Raw genomic sequence first — 19,945 nt, 5'->3', positions numbered from 1 at the left:
GTGTACCCCCTATAGAATTGCGCGCTTTCGCAGCCGCCCGGCTGCCTAATCGCGTTGGTTCAGGATACAGTGCAATGAAGACGTTTTCTGCAAAGAAAGACGAAGTCCCCGGTGACTGGTATGTCGTCGATGCCGATGGCAAGACGCTCGGTCGTCTGGCTTCGGAAGTCGCCACGCGCCTGCGCGGCAAGCACAAGCCGGAATATACGCCGCATATGGACGTCGGCGACCATATCGTGGTCGTGAACGCGTCCAAGATTAAGGTCACCGGCAAGAAGCCGCAGCAAAAGATCTATTACCGGTTTACCGGTTATGTCGGCAACCTGAAGTCGATCACGCTCGAGGATCAGCTGGCCGCACACCCGGAGCGCGTCATCGAGCACGCCGTCAAGGGCATGCTGCCGAAGAATCCGCTGGGCCGCCAGATGGCGCGCAAGCTGCGCGTCTATCCGGGCGCCGAGCATCCGCATACCGCACAGCAGCCGCAGACGCTGGAGATTTAGTTAATGGCAACAGAACAAGCCTACGGTACCGGCCGTCGCAAGACCGCGACCGCCCGCGTTTTCATCAAGCCGGGTAGTGGCCAGATCACGGTTAACAAGAAGTCGCTGGACGAATACTTCGGCCGTCCGACTTCGCGCATGATCGTGCGTCAGGCCCTGGAAGCCACCGATGCGAGCGATCGTTTCGATATCAACGTGACCGTCGCCGGTGGCGGCCCCAACGGCCAGGCTGGCGCGATTCGCCATGGCCTGTCCCGTGCGCTGGTTCAGTACGACGAAATGATGCGCGCACCGCTGCGTGCCGCAGGCTATATGACACGCGACGCCCGTAAGGTCGAGCGTAAGAAGATCGGTCTGCACAAGGCGCGTAAATCGCCGCAGTACTCCAAGCGCTAAACGCGTTTGGCATCAGATGGCCGCTGCCTATCCCGGCTGTCATCTGAAAATGGTTGATGGGGGATCGTCTAGTGGTAGGACTGCGGACTCTGACTCCGCCAACGGGGGTTCGAATCCCTCTCCCCCAGCCAGATTAAAACCCGCCTTTCGGCGGGTTTTTTTTGGTCTGGCTGGGGGAGAGGTCTTGGTTCGAACCCCTAGGTTCGACGAGCGAGCGACGCTCGTGAGAGCGGCTCAGCGTAGCGACGGCGGCGATTTCCAACTAATGGGTTAACTCGATCGGCTGGTGTTTGATGGCCTTCTGCGGTTACGCATTGCGACCAGATTGCGGTGTGCGGAAATTCTTATTCGCGGATACGTCCACCACGCGTGGCACCCAGTCACTGGCACGTTTGTTGCTCCAATGCAGGCGTGGATCGTCCATGGACACGGACATGCGTGTGTTGCTCGTAGATCGTCATTCGGCTCGCTTGTCGACGCTTCGTGCAGTCATCGAGCAGGCCGGCTTCGAGGTCGTCGATGTGCTCGACGAGGACGCCGATCTGTATGCGGCGGTCGATCGTCATGCGCCCGATGCGATCGTGGTGGGTGCGGAGTCGCCCTCGCGCGACGTGCTCGAGGATCTGGCCACGTTCGGCGAGCGTTATCCCAAACCACTGTTGATGTTGTCTTCGAAAGACGATCGCCGGCTCATGGCGCAGGCGTCCGAGGCCGGTATAAGCGCCTATGTGATGGAAGGACTGTCACCGGCGCTGGTGCGCTCGCTCGTGGACGTGGCCATGCGCCAGTACCAGCAGATGGAGTCGCTCAAGCGCGAACTGGCGGAAACTCGCGAAACCCTGGCGGATCGTCAGGTGGTCAATCGTGCCAAATGCCTGCTCATGGAGCGTAGTGCGATCAGCGAAAAACAGGCCTATACGCGCCTGCGCAAGACGGCGATGGACCGCGGCCTGCCATTGCCCGAAATTGCGCGCCAGCTCATGGTTCATGCCGCCAACGAGTGACGCCGCGGCTGCACGAATAGAGTGCGATTGTGCACTGCGAAACGTCGATGCGGGTCGTAGGGGCGCCGTGTTTGCTTCGGCTGGCGCATTGCGTTCGATGGGCAAGTGCATGAACTGAAATGGATGCGGACGCCGCCGGTATTAGGTGGCACGGTTTTAGCTTGGATAAGCCCTGAGTGCGATAGCGCGAACGATCGCGACGCACGACACAACTCGATCAGGACAACGAAGTCCGGCATGTCGCGTGGCGCATCTCGCCACGCAGGCAGCCGGGCTTTTTTTATGCGCGAAAAACGGGCCCGCAGTGAGGGTGGAAAAAGGACGCAACGCGATGACCAACTGGCACGAAGCAACATTCGGACGTATGCCCTATGCGGTCGATCCGGCCGTGGAGCGGCCCTGGCTCAAATTGGGCTTCATTGCGCTCAATGACTGCGCGCCGTTGGTCATGGCCAAGGAAGCCGGATTCTTCGCGGCCGAAGGTCTTGATGTGACTCTCTCGCGCGAATCGTCGTGGGCAGCGATTCGCGACAAGGTGGCGCTCGGACTGCTCGACGGCGCCCAGATGCTGGCCGGCATGCCGATCGCGTCCACGCTCGGCGTGGGCGCGGCGCCGCATGCCATGGTCACGGCGGTATCGCTGGGTCTTAACGGCAACGCGATCACTGTATCCAATGCCCTCTACGAGCGAATGCAAGCGCTCGACCCGCAGGCGGCTGCGGCACGCCCGTGCAGCGCGCAGGCACTACGCCAGGTAATCGAAGCCGATCGGGAAGCGGGGCTCGCGCCGCTGACGTTCGGCATGGTGCATCCGACCTCGGCGCATAACTATCAACTACGGTACTGGCTGGCCGCGGGCGGTATCGATCCCGACCGCGATGCTCGACTGATCGTCGTGCCGCCGGCGCGCATGGTCGCTAATCTCCAGGCTGGCCGACTGGCGGGTTATTGCGTCGGCGAGCCGTGGAATCAGATGGCAGTACGCGCCGGATTGGGGCGTGCGTTGATTACCGGCTACGAGATCTGGAACAACGCGCCGGAAAAGGTTCTGGGCGTGACCCGCGAATGGGCCGAGGCCTATCCGCGTACCCACCGCGCGCTGGTAAGGGCCGTCGTGCGTACCGCCGCGTGGCTGGATAGTCACGAAAATCGCGAATTTGCTGCCGACACCATCGCCGCACCCGAGTACGTGGGCGCGCCAGCCGAAGTCATCCGGCGCACGCTGTCCGGGCGCTTTTGCTACCAGCCGGGCGCGGCACCGCGGCCGGCGCCGTATTTCAACGTGTTTCATCGTCATGCAGCTACGTTTACCTGGCGCTCGCATGCGATGTGGTTCATCGCCCAGATGTTGCGCTGGGGGCAGATCGGCGAGGCGGTCGATATCGCTGCTACCGCCGACTGTGTCTATCGCCCGGATATCTATCGTGCAGCGGTAGAGCCGCTCGGCGTGGCGTGTCCGGCCGCCGATCACAAGACCGAGGGTGCCCACGAAGGGCCGTGGTCGCTGCAGGCGTCCGGCGGTGGCTCGATCGCGATGGCGTCCGATCGGTTCCTTGACCACGCGATCTTCGACCCGAGCGCTGTGATGGCGTATCTCGCGCCGGATCGCGCGCGTTTCAGCCCTACGCTCTATCGCCGCCTGGAAACTCTCAACGCCTCGCTCGACGCGCCTGTAGCCGGCAGCCGGCATGGCGCCATGACGCCGTGATGCGTCGCTTCGATTCGTCGTCTTTCGTTACCGAATTTCTCTGCAGGAGCGCCTAGACCATGGAACTTGCCAACAAAGCGACCCGTATTCGCTTGTTCGATTTCAAATCGGTACAGATGCGGGCCTTCCACATGAGCTGGCTGGCCTTTCATCTATGCTTTTTCGGCTGGTTCGGTATTGCGCCGCTCATGGCGGTGGTGCGCGAGGATCTGAACCTCGACAAGTCGCAGGTCGGCTCGACCATCATTGCCTCGGTCGCGATCACGGTGCTGGTGCGTCTGCTCATCGGCCCGCTGTGCGACAAATTTGGCCCGCGCAAGACCTATTCGTCGCTGTTGATTCTGGGCTCGATTCCGGTGATGTGTATCGGCTTTGCCGACAGCTTCGAGAGCTTTCTGCTGGCGCGATTGTGTATCGGCGCGATCGGCGCGTCGTTCGTGATTACCCAGTACCACACGTCGGTGATGTTCGCGCCCAATATCGTGGGTACGGCAAATGCCACCACCGCGGGCTGGGGCAATCTCGGTGGCGGGACCACCCAGATCGTCATGCCGCTGATCTTTACCGCGATCGTGTCGCTGGGCATCAGCGAAACGCTGGGCTGGCGCCTGGCCATGGTGGTGCCGGGCGTGATTTTGTTTGCGCTGGGTATCGCGTACTGGAAGTTCACCCAGGATGCGCCCGACGGCAACTATTCGGATCTGCGTGCCGCCGGCAAGATTCCTGAAGCCAAAAACGAAAACAGCGGCTGGTCGAGCTTTCGCAATGCCGCCAAGGACTATCGGGTTTGGGCACTGTTCGTGGTGTATGCCGGCTGCTTTGGCGTTGAGCTGACCATCAACAATGTGGCCGCAATCTACTTTTTCGACAACTTCGACGTCGATCTGAAGACCGCAGGGCTGATCGCTGGCCTGTTCGGCTTGATGAACATCTTCGCGCGCACCATGGGCGGTTTCTTTTCGGATCTGTCAGCGCGTTTTATGGGCCTGAACGGGCGGGTGAGATTCCTGTTCGCGGCCATGTTCATTGAAGGCATCGCGCTCATCGCATTCTCCCAGATGGAAGTGCTGACGGCTGCAATCGCGACCATGATCGTATTCAGTCTGTTCGTGCAGATGTCGGAAGGCGCGACCTTCGGCCTGGTGCCGTTCATGAACAAGAAAGCGCTGGGCGGGGTGAACGGCATCGTCGGCGCGGGCGGTAACGCCGGCGCGGTGTTGGCCGGTTTTCTATTCAAGACAGAGTCGCTGTCTTACGGCCAGGGGCTGATGATTCTCGGCTGTGCCGTGCTCGTGTGTTCGTTCTTCGCGTTTTTCGTGCGCTTCTCGGCCGATGTGCTGGCCGAAGAGAAAGCCGTTTTCGATACGGCTTCGGCCGGTGACGACCCGATCAAGGCCCGTGGCAGCGATTCGCCGGAACCGGCGTAGGAGCAGGTTCGTGAGCGATAACGCGACACAACCGAAACTCGATCTGGTGGTCATCGGTAACGGTATGGCCGGTGTCCGCGTGATCGAGGACCTGCTCGAGGCGGCACCGGAACGCTACAGCATCACGGTTTTCGGCGCCGAGCCCCATGCCAGCTACAACCGCATCATGCTTTCGCCGGTGCTGGCCGGGGACAAGGATTTCGCCGAAATCGAAACGCATGGGCGCGAGTGGTATGTCGACAACGATATCGCGCTCTACACGGGCGAAGCGGTTGTTGAAATCGACCGCCGTCGGCGCATGGTCGTTTCCGAGTCGGGGCGCGAGATCGGCTATGACCGGCTATTGCTGGCCACCGGTTCCACGCCGTTCATACTGCCCGTGCCCGGCCATACGCTCGACGGCGTGATCAGCTTTCGCGATATCGGCGATGTGCATCGCATGGTCGAGGCCAGCGAAAAAGGCGGCAAGGCCGTGGTCATCGGCGGTGGCTTGCTCGGTCTGGAAGCCGGCTATGGTCTGCACAAGCGCGGCATGGACGTGACCATCGTCCATCTCATGGACACGCTCATGGAGCGCCAGCTCGACCCCACCGCGGCCGATCTGCTGCAGTACTCGCTTACCCAGCGCGGGCTGTCGTTTCGCATGGGCGCGAAGACTGCCGCCATCCTCGGCGACGAAGCCGGCCGTGTGACCGGCCTGCGCTTCGACGATGCCGACGACTCCGAGATCGATGCCGATATCGTGGTCATGGCCGTGGGCATCCGCCCGAATGTCGAACTGGCGAAGACCGCCGGTCTGCACTGCGAAAAAGGCATCGTCGTCAACGACACGATGCAGACCTACGATCCGCGTATCTATGCGGTCGGCGAATGCGTCGAGCATCGCCATTCGGTCTATGGCCTGGTCGCGCCGCTGTGGGATCAGGCCAGCGTCTGTGCCAATCATCTGGCCTACCGCGGCCATACCCAGTACGAAGGCTCGGTGACCGCCACCCAGCTCAAGGTTACCGGCATCGATGTCTATTCCGCCGGCGATTTTTCCGACGCCGAGGGCAGCGAAACGCTGACGTTTTCCGATGTGCGCCGTGGCGTCTACAAGCGCATCGTGCTGCGCGACGATCGCATTGTCGGCGTCGTGCTCTATGGCGACACCCGCGACGGCGGCTGGTATTTCAAGCTCATGCGCGAGGGCGCGGACGTCTCGGCTTTTCGCGATCTGCTGTTGTTCGGTCAGGCCTATCTACCCGGCGCAGAACCCGTGGACGCGGAGGCTGCCTGATGAACGCGGTGACCACCCGTACCACCTGCCCGTATTGCGGTGTCGGCTGTGGCGTGAATGCCGTGGTCGATAACGACGCGGTCAGCGTGGCGGGCGACAGCGCGCATCCCTCGAATCTCGGCAGCCTGTGTTCGAAGGGCACGGCACTGGCGGACACCGTGGGGCTGCAAGGCCGATTGCTGCATCCGGTGGTCGATGGCCGGCGCGCGAGCTGGGACGACGCGTTGGACGAGGTCGCCGCCCGCTTCGGCCAGATCATCGCCGAACACGGCCCGGACGCTGTCGCGTTCTATGTCTCGGGCCAGCTGCTCACCGAGGACTACTACGTCGCCAACAAGCTGATGAAGGGCTATATCGGTTCGGCGAATATCGATACCAACTCGCGGCTGTGCATGTCGTCGGCAGTAGCCGGCCACAAGCGCGCCTTCGGCGAGGACGTGGTGCCCGGCTGCTACGAGGATCTCGAAGTCGCCGACCTCGTCGTGCTGGTTGGTTCGAACACCGCCTGGTGCCATCCAGTGGTCTATCAGCGCATCGTCGCCGCCCAGGAAAACGATCCGAACAAGAAACTCGTGGTGATCGATCCGCGTCGTACGGCCACCGCCGAAGGCGCGGACCTGCATTTGCCCATAGCGCCCGGCACGGACGTGCATCTGTTCAACGGCCTGCTGGGCTATCTGGCCGAGAACGGTGTTGCCAGCGATCTGCCCGGCACGCAGGACGCCGTCGCCGAGGCGCACAAGATCGGCGATATCGATGCCGTGGCCGAGGCCTGTGGCGTGGATCGCGACACCGTCGCCGCCTTCTTCGAGCTGTTCGCTCAAACCGAGCGTACGGTGACGGTGTTCTCCCAGGGCGTGAATCAGTCCTCGGCGGGCACGGACAAGGTCAACGCCATTCTCAATTGCCATTTGCTGACCGATCGGATCGGCAAGCCGGGCGCCTGTCCGTTCTCGATCACCGGCCAGCCCAATGCCATGGGCGGGCGCGAGGTCGGCGGGCTGTCCAGCACGCTGGCCGCGCATATGGGCTTCGACGCGGCCGAGCGGGTGCAACGCTTCTGGGGCTCGCCGGCCATTGCTGACGAACCGGGACTCAAAGCCGTCGAACTGTTCGAGGCGATCGAGCGGGGTGAGGTCAAGGCGGTCTGGATCATGGCCACCAATCCGCTGGTGAGCCTGCCGCATGCCGATCGCGCCAAGCGCGCACTTGAAGCCTGCGAGTTCGTGGCCGTGTCGGACTGCATGCGCCATACCGATACGGTCGACCGGGCCCATGTGCTGCTGCCGGCCGCGGCCTGGGCCGAGAAAAGCGGCACGGTGACCAACTCCGAACGCGTCATTTCGCGCCAGCGGTCGTTCCTGCCGATGCCCGGCGATACGCGCGCCGACTGGGACATCATCTGCGATGTGGCACGTCGGATGGGCTTCGCTGACGGCTTCGATTTCGATAGCGCCGCCGCAATCTTTCGCGAGCATGCCGCGCTCACCGCGTTCGAAAACGATGGCGAGCGCGTGCTCAACCTCGCCGGTCTGACGGATCTCACCGATAGCGAATACGACACACTCAAGCCGGTGCGCTGGCCGATATTCGCGCCGCAGACCCTGCGCGCTGCGGGGGCAATGCCGGTCGCACAGGATAGCCGGCGTCTGTTTACCGACAGCGTGTATCCCACCCGCGACGGCCAGGCCCATCTGGTGGCGGTCACGCCGCGCGGGCCGGCCAACGCGGTCAGCAATGAGTGGCCGTTGGCGCTCAATACCGGGCGCATACGCGACCACTGGCATACGATGACGCGCACCGCCAAGTCCGCGCGGCTTGCTGCGCATATTCCCGAGCCATTCGTGGAAGTGCATCCCGAAGATGCCAAGCGCTACGGGGTAGCCGATGGCGCCATCGCCACGGTGTCGACCGCGCTGGGCGAAGCGCATGTTCGCGTGATTGTCACGGCCGGCCAGCGCGAAGGCACGCTGTTCGTGCCCATGCACTGGAACGACCAGTTCGCAGCCCGTGCGCGCGTGGGCGCGCTCGCCAATCCGGCGGTCTGTCCGATTTCGGGCGAACCCGAGTTCAAGCACACGCCGGCCGCCATCGCACCGTTCGACGCAGCCTGGCATGGCTTCATTCTGGCCAGCCGACCGTTGCAGCTGGCGGCCGAGTCGAGCATCGATTACTGGGTGAAAGTGCCGGGCGAGCGTTTCTATCGCTACGAGATCGCCGGCCTGACAACGCCGGACGCCTGGGCTACAACCGCGCGCAGCTGGCTCGGCGTGGGCGAGCGCACGGCGGACTGGCTGGAAGCCGTGGATTCCGCCGCCGGGCGCTATCGCGCGGCGCATATGGACGCCGGCCATATCGAGGCCTGTGTGTTCGTCGCCCCCGAACCGGCAGCGCTGCCCGAGCGCAGCTGGCTGGCCAACCTGTTCACCGGCGAGCCCGTCGACGAGACCGAGCGCATCGGCCTGCTGGCCGGCCGCCCGGCCGATCCGGGCGCCGATCCGGGTCCGCAGGTGTGTTCCTGTTTCGGCGTCGCGCGCAACACGATCCTCCGTGCGATCGACGAGCAGGGCCTGGACTCGGTCGCCGCCGTGGGCGAGGCCCTCGAAGCCGGCACCAATTGTGGCTCCTGCAAGCCTGAAATCGCGGCGCTCATCGCCGAGACCCAGGCAGATGAATAGCACCGACACACACGCTCGCCGGTTGGCGCAGATGCACGCAGAGCAAGCACAGCCGTTGGGCGCGACAACGCCATTCACGCAGTGCGGATCGCTTCCGTTTACGACTCAAAGCCGGACCGAGAACCGGAGTTCGATATGACCGACAACACGTTTGATGAAGAACAGCAGCGCTATCTCAAGGGCGTGACCGCCGGGCTGCATATTGCCCGGGGCGTGCCCGGGATGACCGGGCTGACCACCGGCAAGCGGCTGCGACCGGACGATTTCCATTCGCAGGCGCGTATTCGTGCCCAGGCGATGGGCGGCGAGCTGACCAGCCAGGAACAAGCCAAGGCCGATCTCAACCCCAACGACATGTGGAACGAGATGGTGCAGTTCGCCAACGCCGGCGAATATCCCAAGGGTGACGACGTATTTCTGATGAAAGGGCGGGGCATGTTCTATGTCGCCCCCAATCAGGACAGCTATATGTGCCGGCTGCGTATGCCGGGCGGTATTTTCTCGTCGCACCAGTTCCGGGCCGTGGCCGATCTTGCCGACACCTACGGCGGTGGCTATACCCATGTCACCACCCGCGCGAACCTGCAGATTCGCGAGATCGGCCCGAAAGACCCGATCAACGTGCTCACCGGCCTCGCCGATGTCGGTCTGGTGGTTCAGGGTTCGGGCGGCGACAACATTCGCAACATCACCGGCAGCCCGCTCGCCGGTATCGATCCGGATGAGCTGATCGATGTCACGCCGTACTGCAAGCAGATGCACCACCATATTCTCAACCACCGCGAGCTCTACGGCCTGCCGCGCAAGTTCAATATCGCCTTCGACGGCGGCGGGCGCATCAGCGCCCTGGAAGGCACCAACGACATCGGTTTTTCGGCCGTCATGCCCAAAGCCGACGGTCCACTGCCGCGCCGGCCGTATTTTCGTATGGGTCTGGGCGGTATCACCGGCCACAAGGATTTCGCCCGCGATACCGGCGTCATGCTCAAGCCCGAGGAATGTGTACCGGTGGCCCATGCCGTGCTGCATGTCTTTCTTGCCAACGGCGATCGCACCAGCCGCGACAAGGCCCGCCTGAAATACGTGCTCGATCGCTGGGGTTTCGACAAGTTCATGCGCGAAGTGCAGAAACAGCTGCCGTTCACGCTGCGGCGCTATCCGCTATCGCGTTGCGAAGCCCGGCATCCGGTCGAAAAAGCCGGCCATATCAGCATCCACGATCACGGCGACGACAAGCAATACGCCGGCATCGTATTGCCGGTCGGCAAGCTGACCATTCCCCAGATGCACGGCCTGGCCGATCTGGCCGACCGCTATGCCGATTCCAAGATGCGCACGACGGTCTGGCAGAACCTGTTGCTGGGCAACGTCGACAAGTCCGACATGAACGCGCTGGTCAGCGGTATCGAGCAACTCGGCCTGCATGTGAACGCCAGCCCCGCGCGTACCGGCATGGTGGCCTGTACCGGCAGCTTCGGCTGCAAGTTCGCCAACGCCGAAACCAAGGGCAACGCGCTCAAGCTGGTCGACCATCTCGAAGCCACGCTCGACCTGGACGAGCCGCTCAATATTCATATGACCGGCTGTCCGAACTCCTGTGCCCAGCATTATGTCGGCGATATCGGCCTGCTCGGTGCGCGCGTGGCCGACCCGGAGGCCGACGATCCAGAAGAGGCCGACCAGGTCGACGGTTTTCATGTCTATATCGGCGGCGGCTACGAAAGCGAGGAAGGCATCGCCCGCGAGCTGGCGACCTCGATCCCCGTCGTGCATCTGAACGCTTATCTGGAAAACCTGCTGGGGTTGTATCTCGAAGAACGCCAGGACGGCGAGCGTTTTGTTGCCTTCGCGCGCCGCCAGGAGATCGATGATCTTCGCAAGCGTTTGGCCGAGCGCTCGGATAAAGCGGCAGCAGCGCAAAGAGAATCCGAAGAAAAAGCCTATTCCGAGGCCGAAGCACAGGCGGATACGCCGGAAGAAGTCAAAACCGAACGCGACGATGCCGCCACAGACGATTACGACCGCACGCCGGACGAGGCCGAAGCCGCTCAGGACGGCCAACGCACGGGCTGAAGTCCCGTTGTTTCGAAACCAGTCATTGGCGAAAAGTCGTTTGAGAAGGACGTAGAAGTCCGAACGAGCACGAGGTAGCACATGCCCACACAAGTCGATCTGATTCCCGAAGACGCGCCGTTCGAAGTCGAACAGCGCGAATGGCTCAATGGCCTGATTTCCGCGCTGGCCGGTTGGGAAGGCTCGCTGGGCGGCGCCGAGCAGGGCGGCGGCGAAGCCAAGGAATCCTTCCCCTGGCACGATCCGGGCATGGAAATGGAAGAACGCATGGAGCTGGCCGAAGGCAAGCCCCACGAGCGCCAACTCATGGCGGCCATGGCGCAGCTCGACTGTGGTCAATGCGGCTATCTGTGCAAGACCTATGCAGAAGCCATCGCTTTCGAAGGCGAGGACCTCAACCGCTGTGTGCCCGGCGCCAAGGAAACCGAGCGCAAGCTCAAGGAACTCGTCGCCGAACACGAAGCGGCGAATAGCGGTGGGGGCGAAGAAGAAAAACCCGAACCCAAGCCGAAACCGAAGAAAAAAGCGCCGCTGGGCACGCGCGACAATCCGTATATGGCCAAACTCAAATCGAGTACGCCGCTCAACGCCGAAGGCTCGAGCAAGGATACGCGCCATGTGGTCATTGACCTGGGCGACTCCGGCATCGAGTACGAGGCCGGCGACTCGATGGGCATTTATCCCGAGAACGACCCGCGCTCCGTAGACGCGATTCTCGCGGATATCGATTGCTCCGGCGGCGAAAAGGTGAAATCGCACGACGGCGAAAACAAGTTGCTGCGACAGGTGCTGCTCAAGGAGGTGGATATCACCAAGCCCAGCGACGACGTGGTATCGGTATTGGCTGAATCGGCGAGCGATGCGGACGAGGCCGAGGACCTGCGCATGCTTGCCGAGCGCGGCGTGGAAGAGGGCCAGACGCTGCTCGAGATCGTACGCGTTTATCCGAGCGCGCGGCCGAAGCTGCAGGATCTCATCGATGCGCTTAGCCCGCTCCAGCCGCGGCTATATTCGATTGCCTCGTCGTCACGCCCGTATCCCACGGAGATCCATACCACCGTCGCCGTGGTGAAAACGGCCGTCTACGGGCGTGGTTACAAGGGCGTGGCATCGACCTTTCTGGCCAAGCGTCTGTCGCGGCATGGCGAAGTGCCGATGTATATCCAGCCCAGCCAGGAGTTCCGGGTGAACGCCGATGGCGACCACCCGGCCATCATGATCGGCCCCGGTACCGGCATCGCGCCGTTGATGGCGTTTCTTCAGGAACGCGAGGCGCGCGGTGACGCCGGCAGAAACTGGGTGTTCTTCGGCAACCCGGAATCGGCCAAGGACCATATCTACAAGGACCAACTCGAGCAATGGCGCAGCAGCGGGCTGATCAGCCGGCTGACGCTCGCGTTTTCGCGCGATCAGAAGGAAAAGGTGTACGTGCAGAACCGTATGCGCGAACAGGCACGCGAATTCTGGGCCTGGCTGGAAGCCGGTGCTGTGATTTATATCTGTGGCGATGCCGAGCGTATGGCCAAGGACGTGGACAAGGCCTTGCACGATATCGTGATGGAGCAGGGCCAGATGAGCGAGGCCCAGGCCAAGCGCTACGTGGAAACGCTATCGTCGGAACATCGCTATCTGCGCGACGTGTACTGAGGTCAGGTGTCGAAACGCGGATCGTCCCAGACGCTGTGCATGCCGCCCGGCAGCGCGCGCAGTCGGCCGAGGGCGAGCCAGAATTGTTCCGGCGCATGGAAATCCGAGCCAACGGATCCGGCCAGCCCGTGCTGGTCGGCATCGCGTGCGGCGGTGACTTCCTGTTGGCGATCGGTGGTCCCGGTACAGATTTCCAGGCCATCGCCGCCGGCGGCGGCGAACGCGGTCACCGCGCGCTGGCGCCAGGCGCCGGAAAAACCGTAGCCAAACGGATGCGCCAGTACGGCCATACCGCCGGCGCCCTGAATCCATTGCACGGCACGGATCAGCGTCGTCCATTCGACGGTCACGTGCCCGTCGCGGCCGGGGCGTAGATAGCGCTTGAACGCCTGGGCGTTGTCGCGACAGATGCCGTCCTCGATCAGCAGTCGGGCAAAATGCGGGCGCGTGATCTGTCCATCGCCGGCCAGCGCCTGGGCGCGTTCCAGCGCGTTCTCAACACCCTGTTTTTCGATCTTCGCGGCGATGCGTTCGGCCCGTTCACGCCGGACCTGCTGAAGGGCGGCCAGACCACCGGCAAGACCGGCGTGGGTTTGGTCGAAGGCCAGGCCCACGACATGCAGCGTGCGTTTCTGCCAGGTCACCGAAATCTCGACGCCGTTGATCAGGCGGATGCCGTGGGCCTGCGCGGCGGTGCGTGCTTCGGCCAGCCCGTCGATGGTGTCGTGGTCGGTCAGCGCCAGTGTTTCGACACCGGCCTCGGCTGCACGGGCGACCAGTTCGGTCGGCGTCAGGCGGCCGTCGGAGCGGGTGGAATGGGAGTGGAGATCGATCACGGGTTGTATGGTCGCACGGCCGGCGATGCGAAACCTCAAGCAAGAATTCGCCGCGAGTTGATTCAAGATGTGAACGGATAGGGCCGGGCGTCTTTCGGCGCTCACAAGTTCGTCGAACCTTCCGTTTCGCGCTGCAGCGTGACTCCCTTTCGTTTGCTCGTCCAAACGAAAGGAAGCAAAGGAAAAGACGCCCGGGTTACGCGTCGGCGCTGCGCGCCGAACCACTGCGATGCTCGGTCCGAAGGGATGCGCGCAGAACTCGGATCGCTTTGGCGATCCTCAAACATGCTACGCGCACCGGCGCAGTGCGCCGCACACCCTTCGGTCCTGTGCTTCTCGTTCGCTCCACACGGGGTCCGAATACAGGCAGCTAGCCCGTAGCGTCGCGTCCATACAACCATGTACTTGATGCTGGGGCTGTGGCTGCGTTCTTGTCGGCTTACGCTTCGCTAAGCCGACCTACAGAAGACGTGACCTTGAGCGAGCGATAGCGACGCTTGCCTGTATTAGGGCCCCTTGGGCGCAGCGCCGAGCAGCGCAGCCGGCAAGCGGAAAAGACGGCCGGATGTTTGAGCGCAGCGAGTTTCCGGCCGTCCCGCTTGCCGGCTGCGATGGGAGGGTATCGGCGCGTAGCGCCGACGCAAGACAGGGTGTCCTTTGCTTTGGTGACTTTCATTTGGACAAGCAAATGAAAGTCACTCGCGCAGCAGCGCGAAACCCCAAGCCGAAATTAACCCGCAACGTCGATTCCGCAAGCGAACGGTTCGGATTTTAAGTCTTCAAGCCTTGACCCATTGCTCGAATTTTTCCCGCGGCGCAGCGAGAAAAACCCATCTAAGCTTGAACTCAGCGTCGATTGGGAACGTGCGGCGAGCATCCCGCTCCGAGACGGTGACTGAAACAAAAAACCCCACGGCACGTTCCCATGCCGCGGGGCAGTCTGTCGGCCGTAATTCACGGCCGATCCTCAGGCGAGTCTACCGACTATCAGTCCTGATAATCCTCGGCATGATCGGCGTGCAGAACCCAGTCGGCCGCGCCGAAGCGGTCGTTGGCGTTCATGGCCTGGTGCCAGTACGGATAGATCAGCCGCGGGCGGCTGACGCGTTCGATTGCCGCGTGCTCGTCGGCGCTCAGTTCGAGCTGCGCGCTGGCAAGGTTGTCTTCGAGCTGGTGTGCCTTGCGGGCACCGATCACGGCCGTGGTTACGCCCGGACGTTCGGTGATCCAGGCCAGTGCCACCTGGGCGGCTGATACGCCGTGGGCATCGCCGACTTCGACGAGGGTTTCGATCAGGTCGAACAGCCTTTTTTCGTCGTGAATCGGCGGTTCCTGCCAGCCTTCGGAAAAGCGCGTGCCTTCGGGCGCATCCTTGTCGCGGCGATACTTGCCCGAGAGCAGGCCGCCTGCCAGCGGGCTCCAGATCATGGTGCCCAGGCCGGCATCGTGCGCCATGGGCATGAGCTCGTATTCGGCTTCACGCGCCTGCGGCGTGTAGTGAATCTGCTGGCTGATCGGCTTGGTAAAGCCTTCGCGTTCGCAGACCTGCATCACCTTCATCGCCTGCCAGGCCGAGAAGTTGGAGATGCCGTAGTAGCGGATCTTGCCGTGGCCGACGAGCGTGTCCATGAGCTGCAGCGTTTCTTCGAGCGGGGTGGTGCCATCCCACATATGCAGCTGGTAGAGATCGATATGGCCGGTGTTCAGCCGCTTGAGGCTGGCTTCGACCTGTTCGCGAATATGCAGGCGCGACAGCCCACCCTCGTTGGGCCCGTCGCCCATGGGGAAACGTACCTTGGTGGTCACGAGCACATCGTTGCGCTTGTCGCCGAGCGCTTTGCCGAGGATTTCCTCGGATACGCCGGCGGAATACATATTGGCGGTATCGAACAGGTTCACGCCGTGATCGATACTCATGTCGATGAGCTTGCGTGCGTCCTTGACGCCGGTGTTACCCAGCTTGGACATGAAGCCCTCGCCGCCGAAGGTCATGGTGCCGAGGGTGAGCCTGGAGATTTTCAGGCCGCTGTTGCCGAGCGTGCGGTACTGCATGTCGGGCTCCGTCTATAGATGTAAGCTGAAGTTTGGTATGACGGGATCGGGTTTCAAACCCGATTTCGGCTGCGTAGCCGAGTTGTTGCAGCGCAGCAAAATCGCCTAGACTTCGGCTTCTTTCGAGATCGAGGCTTTATCGTTCATGTCCCTGCTATCTGCTACCCGTGACCGTCTCGGCCGCGAGATCGCCCGCAGCCGGGCACGCCTGCGGCATCTGCGCCAGCGTGTTTTCGATCGCGAAGCGCTCGTACAGGCCGGGCATACGCCGTTCGAAGTCATCCACACGGATGGCCTGGTCTCGTTGCGCTATTACCCGCCGCTCGCCGAGAGTGAAATCGAGCTGGCCGACGGCACACGCGTCGACGTTGCCCAAACGCCACAGCGCACGCCGCTGGTAATCGTGCCGCCGCTGGCGGTAAACATGCTCATCTACGATCTGTTTCCCCAGCGCAGCCTCGTGCGCTATCTGCGGGCGCGCGGCTTCGAGCTTTATCTGGTCGACTGGGGCCGGCCGACCCGTGCCCAGGACGATCTGCAGCTGGCGGATTATTTCGATCGTTTCCTGCCGGCGGCGCTCGATCGCGTGCGCGCACATAGCGGTGTCGAGCGGCTGAACCTGCACGGCTGGAGTTTCGGTGGGCTGTTCAGCCTGTGCCATGCGGCGATCGCGCCCGAGGGTATTGCCAATCTCGTGCTGGTGGGCGCGCCGGTGGATTATCACGACAACGGCGTGCTCGGTGAGCGTTACAAGGCGCTGGCGCGGGCGGGCCACTGGACACACGACAAGACCGGGCTGACCGCCCACAACATGCCGCCGACGTTGTTGCGCTCGCCCGGCGTGCTCAATTCGCTGGTGTTCAAGGCCACCAGTCCAATGGCAGCGATTCGCAGCTATGCCGGGCTGGCCGCGAATCTTCACGACGAAGACTATGTCAGCAATCACGCGACCAACGCCGCGTTTCTGGACGACATGGTGGCCTACCCGGGCGGCGTGGTCGCCGACTTCATCGATTACCTGTGGATCGACAATATGCTCGGCGAAGGCCGTCTGCCCATGCCCGACCCGCCGGCCGATCTGTCGAACGTGCAGGCGCCGATTCTCAATATCAGCGGTCGCGGCGATCCGATCGTCACGCCGTCCTGCAGCCAGGCGATGACCCGGTTCGTATCCAGTGACGACGTCACCTGTCGCACGATTCGGGGCGGTCATGTCGGGATTGTCTCCAGTGAAACCGCGCTTGCTGAAACCTGGGGCGAGATCGCGGACTGGCTGATTGCCCGGGATTGATGGCGCCGCGCCCGACGCGGTCCGGCCGATCCCAACCGACTGGCCGCCTACCAACCGGGTGGCTACACTCGGACGCACAACAACGATTTCTATAGCCCGTGTACCACGGGCCTGTGCGACGAGGGGCAGCGGATGACTGAAAAAGCAGACAGTATCGTGGTCGGTGCGGGCCTGGCCGGGCTGGTCGCAGCCGCCGAGCTGGCCGATGCCGGCAAGTCGGTGCTCATCGTCGAACAGGAAGGCGAGAATTCGGTTGGCGGCCAGGCCTTCTGGTCGCTCGGCGGGTTGTTCATGATCGATACCCCCGAACAGCGGCGTATGCGTATCAAGGACAGCCCCGAGCTCGCGCTCAACGATTGGCTGGGCTCGGCCGGTTTCGATCGCGACGCGGATTACTGGCCGCGCAAGGTGGCTGAAGCCTTCATCGAATTTTCAGCCGGTGAGATGCGACCCTGGCTGTACGAGCAGGGCATGCGCTGGTTTCCGGTGGTGGGCTGGGCCGAGCGCGGCGGCTCGCTGGCCGATGGCCATGGCAACTCGGTGCCGCGTTTTCATCTGACCTGGGGCACCGGGCCGGGCACGGTTGCGCCTTTCGAGCGCCGCGTACGCGAGCATATGGCCACCGGGCGTATCACGCTCAAATGCCGCCACCAGGTCAGCCGCGTGGTGATGACCGACGGGGCCGCGACCGGCGTGGCCGGCGAGATTCTCGCGCCGAGCACGGTCGAGCGCGGCCAGCAATCCAGCCGCGATATCGCCGGCGAGTTCGAATTCAGTGCGGGCGCGGTGCTGGTCACGGCCGGCGGTATCGGCGGCAACCATGACCGCGTGCGCGCCAACTGGCCGGTCGAACGGCTGGGACCTGCCCCTGCGCACATGATTTCCGGTGTGCCCCATCACGTGGATGGACGCATGCTCGGCATCACGCAGGACGCGGGGGCGGCGGTCATCAACAGCGATCGCATGTGGCACTACACCGAAGGCATCAAGAACTGGGATCCGATCTGGCCCATGCACGGTATTCGCATCATTCCGGGGCCGTCGTCGCTATGGTTCGATGCCACGGGCAAACGCCTGCCGGCACCATGCCTGCCGGGTTTCGATACGCTGGCTACGCTGCGCGAAATTCTGGCGACCGGCCACGATTATTCCTGGTTCGTGCTTACCCAGAAGATTATTGAAAAAGAGTTTGCGTTGTCCGGCTCCGAACAGAACCCGGACATGACCTCGCAGCAGTGGCGCGAAGTGCTCAAGAGCCGCCTTTCGAAAGGCGCACCGCCGCCGGTCGAGGCCTTCAAACAGCACGGCGAGGACTTCGTCGTGGCCGACAACCTCAACGAGCTGGTCGCCGGTATGAACCGGCTGGCCGGCAACGAGTTGGTCGATCACGCCACGCTCGAAGCCCAGATCGTCGCCCGCGATGCCCAGATCGACAACGCTTATTCAAAGGACGCGCAGGTCACCGCCATTCACGGCGCGCGCAAGTACCTCGGCGACAAGCTGTTTCGTACCGCCACGCCACACAAGATGCTCGATCCGGCCAACGGCCCGCTGATCGCGGTGCGTCTGCATATTCTCACCCGCAAGACGCTGGGCGGACTGCATACCAATCTGGACGGCCAGGTGCTCGATGCCTCGGGCACGCCGATCGCCGGACTGTATGCGGCCGGCGAAGTGGCCGGCTTTGGCGGCGGTGGCTATCACGGCTACAACGCGCTGGAAGGCACGTTTCTGGGCGGTTGTATTTTCTCGGGGCGTTGTGCGGGCCGGCATGCGGCGAGGGTGGTTTAATCAAGCACGCGTAATGTCACCGGCGCTACGCCGCTACGAATCATGCCGATCTTTTCGGCCGCGCGGCGCGACAGGTCGATGATGCGTCCGCGGGTATAAGGCCCGCGGTCGTTGATGGTGACGACCACGCGACGGCCGTTGTTTTCGTTGGTGACCTCGACGCGCGTGCCGAATGCCAGGCGGCGATGCGCCGCGGTAAGGCGGTTCGAGTCGAAGCGCTCGCCGCTTGCCGTGCGCCGGCCGTCAAAGCTGCGGGCATAGTAGGCCGCTTCGCCGCGTTGGTAGACATCGGCGCTGCCATGCATGGCAGCACAGCCGCCGAGCAACGCCACCAGCGTGCCGATCAGCAGCACGCCAATCACTGCGATCGGCCTGTGCGTGGCAGGGCGCAAGACCAATTGTTTGTCTTGGATCATGAGTCACACGCTAGCATTGACTGCCCGCCACCGCTTTGCACGGCGCGTGCGGCGGGGTTTTTGCATAACGACTACAGGCCCCGCCTCAACGGTGCGGCTCGTATAAGTATTAAAGCGGTGCGAGGGGCAGGAGAGAGGTCGTTTATGCGCCACAAGGTTCTACTTTTTGATCTGGACGGCACGCTCACCGATCCGCGTGAGGGCATCACGCGTTGTGTGCAGTATGCGCTGTCGCGCCAGGGTATACAGGTCGACGATCTGTCGCGCCTGGAGCGTTTTATCGGGCCGCCGCTCAAGCAGTCCTTCATCGACTTTTACGACTTCGATGCGACCCAGGCGCAAACAGCGGTCGACGATTACCGCGTACGTTTCGGGCGCGTCGGCATGTTCGAGAACATGCTCTACGACGGCATCGTAGAGCTGCTGCGCGCGTTGAAAGGCAGCGGGCGCCAGCTGTTCGTGGCGACATCCAAGCCCTGGTTCTATGCGCGCCAGATCGTGCAGCATTTCGGTCTCGACGCCTACTTTTGCAGCGTCTATGGCAGTGAGCTCGATGGCACGCGTACCGAAAAACATGCCCTGATCGCGCATATCCTGCGCGAAGAGAAGATCGCCGCCGGCGATGCCCTGATGATTGGCGATCGCTGCTTCGATCTGATGGGCGCACGCCACAACGGCGTGGCCAATGCCGCGGTGGGCTATGGCTATGGCAGCCGGGCCGAACTCGAAGCCCAGGCGCCCGACTATTATTTTCCCACGCTGGCCGATATGCAGAACACGCTGTTGTCCTGTCGCGCCTGACAGCGTCTGCTGCTTTTCCATACGCTGGCGTATTGCGCTAATC

14 protein-coding genes, 1 tRNA gene and 1 pseudogene are annotated in these 19,945 nt (G+C 62.9%); 13 read left to right on the top strand and 3 right to left on the bottom strand.

Going from position 1 to position 19,945, the window contains the following annotated elements; all coding sequences use genetic code 11:
* Positions 1-74 precede the first annotated feature (74 nt).
* The 10 genes and pseudogenes from rplM (at position 75) to SSPSH_RS01120 (ending at position 12,715) form a co-directional block, all read left to right on the top strand.
* A complete protein-coding gene (rplM, locus tag SSPSH_RS01165) occupies positions 75-503 on the top strand; it encodes a 50S ribosomal protein L13 (protein WP_006913188.1) in 429 nt (142 codons plus the stop codon).
* Between the two features lie 3 nt (positions 504-506).
* On the top strand, positions 507-899 hold the full coding sequence (rpsI, locus tag SSPSH_RS01160) for a 30S ribosomal protein S9 (protein WP_006913189.1): 393 nt from the start codon (positions 507-509) through the stop codon (positions 897-899).
* A 57-nt stretch (positions 900-956) separates the two neighbouring features.
* A tRNA-Gln gene (locus tag SSPSH_RS01155) sits at positions 957-1,030 on the top strand.
* A 291-nt stretch (positions 1,031-1,321) separates the two neighbouring features.
* A complete protein-coding gene (locus SSPSH_RS01150) occupies positions 1,322-1,903 on the top strand; it encodes an ANTAR domain-containing response regulator (RefSeq protein WP_021031264.1) in 582 nt (193 codons plus the stop codon).
* Between the two features lie 331 nt (positions 1,904-2,234).
* Complete coding sequence (locus SSPSH_RS01145; protein WP_006913191.1) at positions 2,235-3,611, top strand: CmpA/NrtA family ABC transporter substrate-binding protein; 1,377 nt, start codon at positions 2,235-2,237, stop codon at positions 3,609-3,611.
* 59 nt (positions 3,612-3,670) lie between these two features.
* Positions 3,671-5,038: an MFS transporter gene (locus SSPSH_RS01140; RefSeq protein WP_006913192.1), complete on the top strand. Its 1,368-nt coding sequence runs from the start codon at positions 3,671-3,673 to the stop codon at positions 5,036-5,038.
* Between the two features lie 10 nt (positions 5,039-5,048).
* A pseudogene (locus tag SSPSH_RS01135) lies at positions 5,049-6,281 on the top strand (NAD(P)/FAD-dependent oxidoreductase); the annotation flags it as partial.
* 35 nt (positions 6,282-6,316) lie between these two features.
* On the top strand, positions 6,317-8,995 hold the full coding sequence (locus tag SSPSH_RS01130) for a nitrate reductase (protein WP_006913194.1): 2,679 nt from the start codon (positions 6,317-6,319) through the stop codon (positions 8,993-8,995).
* A 135-nt stretch (positions 8,996-9,130) separates the two neighbouring features.
* Entirely contained in the window at positions 9,131-11,068 is a 1,938-nt protein-coding gene (locus SSPSH_RS01125; RefSeq protein WP_006913195.1) for a NirA family protein, read from the top strand.
* Between the two features lie 81 nt (positions 11,069-11,149).
* Complete coding sequence (locus SSPSH_RS01120) at positions 11,150-12,715, top strand: sulfite reductase subunit alpha (protein WP_006913196.1); 1,566 nt, start codon at positions 11,150-11,152, stop codon at positions 12,713-12,715.
* Positions 12,716-12,717: 2 nt separating this feature from the next.
* Here SSPSH_RS01120 and SSPSH_RS01115 read toward each other — a convergent pair whose 3' ends face one another.
* Together SSPSH_RS01115 and SSPSH_RS01110 are read right to left on the bottom strand one after the other, a co-directional pair.
* Positions 12,718-13,551 (bottom strand): PHP domain-containing protein, encoded by an 834-nt coding sequence (locus SSPSH_RS01115; RefSeq protein ID WP_006913197.1) that lies wholly within the window; start codon positions 13,549-13,551, stop codon positions 12,718-12,720.
* A gap of 987 nt (positions 13,552-14,538) precedes the next feature.
* Positions 14,539-15,603, bottom strand: coding sequence for an aldo/keto reductase (locus SSPSH_RS01110; RefSeq protein ID WP_006913198.1), 1,065 nt, complete (start codon positions 15,601-15,603; stop codon positions 14,539-14,541).
* 145 nt (positions 15,604-15,748) lie between these two features.
* On the opposite strand from SSPSH_RS01110, the gene SSPSH_RS01105 reads away from it, so the two are divergent.
* Complete coding sequence (locus SSPSH_RS01105; RefSeq protein ID WP_006913199.1) at positions 15,749-16,894, top strand: alpha/beta fold hydrolase; 1,146 nt, start codon at positions 15,749-15,751, stop codon at positions 16,892-16,894.
* Between the two features lie 132 nt (positions 16,895-17,026).
* Positions 17,027-18,685 carry an FAD-binding dehydrogenase gene (locus tag SSPSH_RS01100; protein ID WP_006913200.1) on the top strand — a complete coding sequence of 553 codons (1,659 nt, stop codon included), beginning with the start codon at positions 17,027-17,029 and terminating at the stop codon, positions 18,683-18,685.
* On the opposite strand, the gene SSPSH_RS01095 is transcribed toward SSPSH_RS01100, so the two are convergent.
* A complete protein-coding gene (locus tag SSPSH_RS01095; protein ID WP_051339719.1) occupies positions 18,682-18,990 on the bottom strand; it encodes a septal ring lytic transglycosylase RlpA family protein in 309 nt (102 codons plus the stop codon). The two genes, SSPSH_RS01100 and SSPSH_RS01095, sit on opposite strands and share 4 nt — an antisense overlap.
* A 255-nt stretch (positions 18,991-19,245) precedes the next feature.
* Between SSPSH_RS01095 and SSPSH_RS01090 the strand changes: the two genes are divergently transcribed.
* Positions 19,246-19,902: an HAD hydrolase-like protein gene (locus SSPSH_RS01090; protein WP_006913202.1), complete on the top strand. Its 657-nt coding sequence runs from the start codon at positions 19,246-19,248 to the stop codon at positions 19,900-19,902.
* Positions 19,903-19,945 lie beyond the last annotated feature (43 nt).

Origin of the sequence: Salinisphaera shabanensis E1L3A (assembly GCF_000215955.2) — a bacterium.
Taxonomy (GTDB): domain Bacteria; phylum Pseudomonadota; class Gammaproteobacteria; order Nevskiales; family Salinisphaeraceae; genus Salinisphaera; species Salinisphaera shabanensis.
The sequence above is the reverse complement of the archived record's forward strand: the minus strand, read 5'-3'. Positions and strand labels throughout refer to the sequence as shown.

What these genes read in the sequence shown, in the direction of transcription:
- rplM (WP_006913188.1), top strand. Translation starts at nt 75, where the DNA reads ATGAAGACGTTTTCTGCAAAGAAAGACGAAGTCCCCGGTGACTGGTAT.
- rpsI (WP_006913189.1), top strand. Translation starts at nt 507, where the DNA reads ATGGCAACAGAACAAGCCTACGGTACCGGCCGTCGCAAGACCGCGACC.
- SSPSH_RS01150 (WP_021031264.1), top strand. Translation starts at nt 1,322, where the DNA reads ATGGACACGGACATGCGTGTGTTGCTCGTAGATCGTCATTCGGCTCGC.
- SSPSH_RS01145 (WP_006913191.1), top strand. Translation starts at nt 2,235, where the DNA reads ATGACCAACTGGCACGAAGCAACATTCGGACGTATGCCCTATGCGGTC.
- SSPSH_RS01140 (WP_006913192.1), top strand. Translation starts at nt 3,671, where the DNA reads ATGGAACTTGCCAACAAAGCGACCCGTATTCGCTTGTTCGATTTCAAA.
- SSPSH_RS01130 (WP_006913194.1), top strand. Translation starts at nt 6,317, where the DNA reads ATGAACGCGGTGACCACCCGTACCACCTGCCCGTATTGCGGTGTCGGC.
- SSPSH_RS01125 (WP_006913195.1), top strand. Translation starts at nt 9,131, where the DNA reads ATGACCGACAACACGTTTGATGAAGAACAGCAGCGCTATCTCAAGGGC.
- SSPSH_RS01120 (WP_006913196.1), top strand. Translation starts at nt 11,150, where the DNA reads ATGCCCACACAAGTCGATCTGATTCCCGAAGACGCGCCGTTCGAAGTC.
- SSPSH_RS01110 (WP_006913198.1), bottom strand. Translation starts at nt 15,603, where the DNA reads ATGCAGTACCGCACGCTCGGCAACAGCGGCCTGAAAATCTCCAGGCTC.
- SSPSH_RS01105 (WP_006913199.1), top strand. Translation starts at nt 15,749, where the DNA reads ATGTCCCTGCTATCTGCTACCCGTGACCGTCTCGGCCGCGAGATCGCC.
- SSPSH_RS01100 (WP_006913200.1), top strand. Translation starts at nt 17,027, where the DNA reads ATGACTGAAAAAGCAGACAGTATCGTGGTCGGTGCGGGCCTGGCCGGG.
- SSPSH_RS01095 (WP_051339719.1), bottom strand. Translation starts at nt 18,990, where the DNA reads ATGCATGGCAGCGCCGATGTCTACCAACGCGGCGAAGCGGCCTACTAT.
- SSPSH_RS01090 (WP_006913202.1), top strand. Translation starts at nt 19,246, where the DNA reads ATGCGCCACAAGGTTCTACTTTTTGATCTGGACGGCACGCTCACCGAT.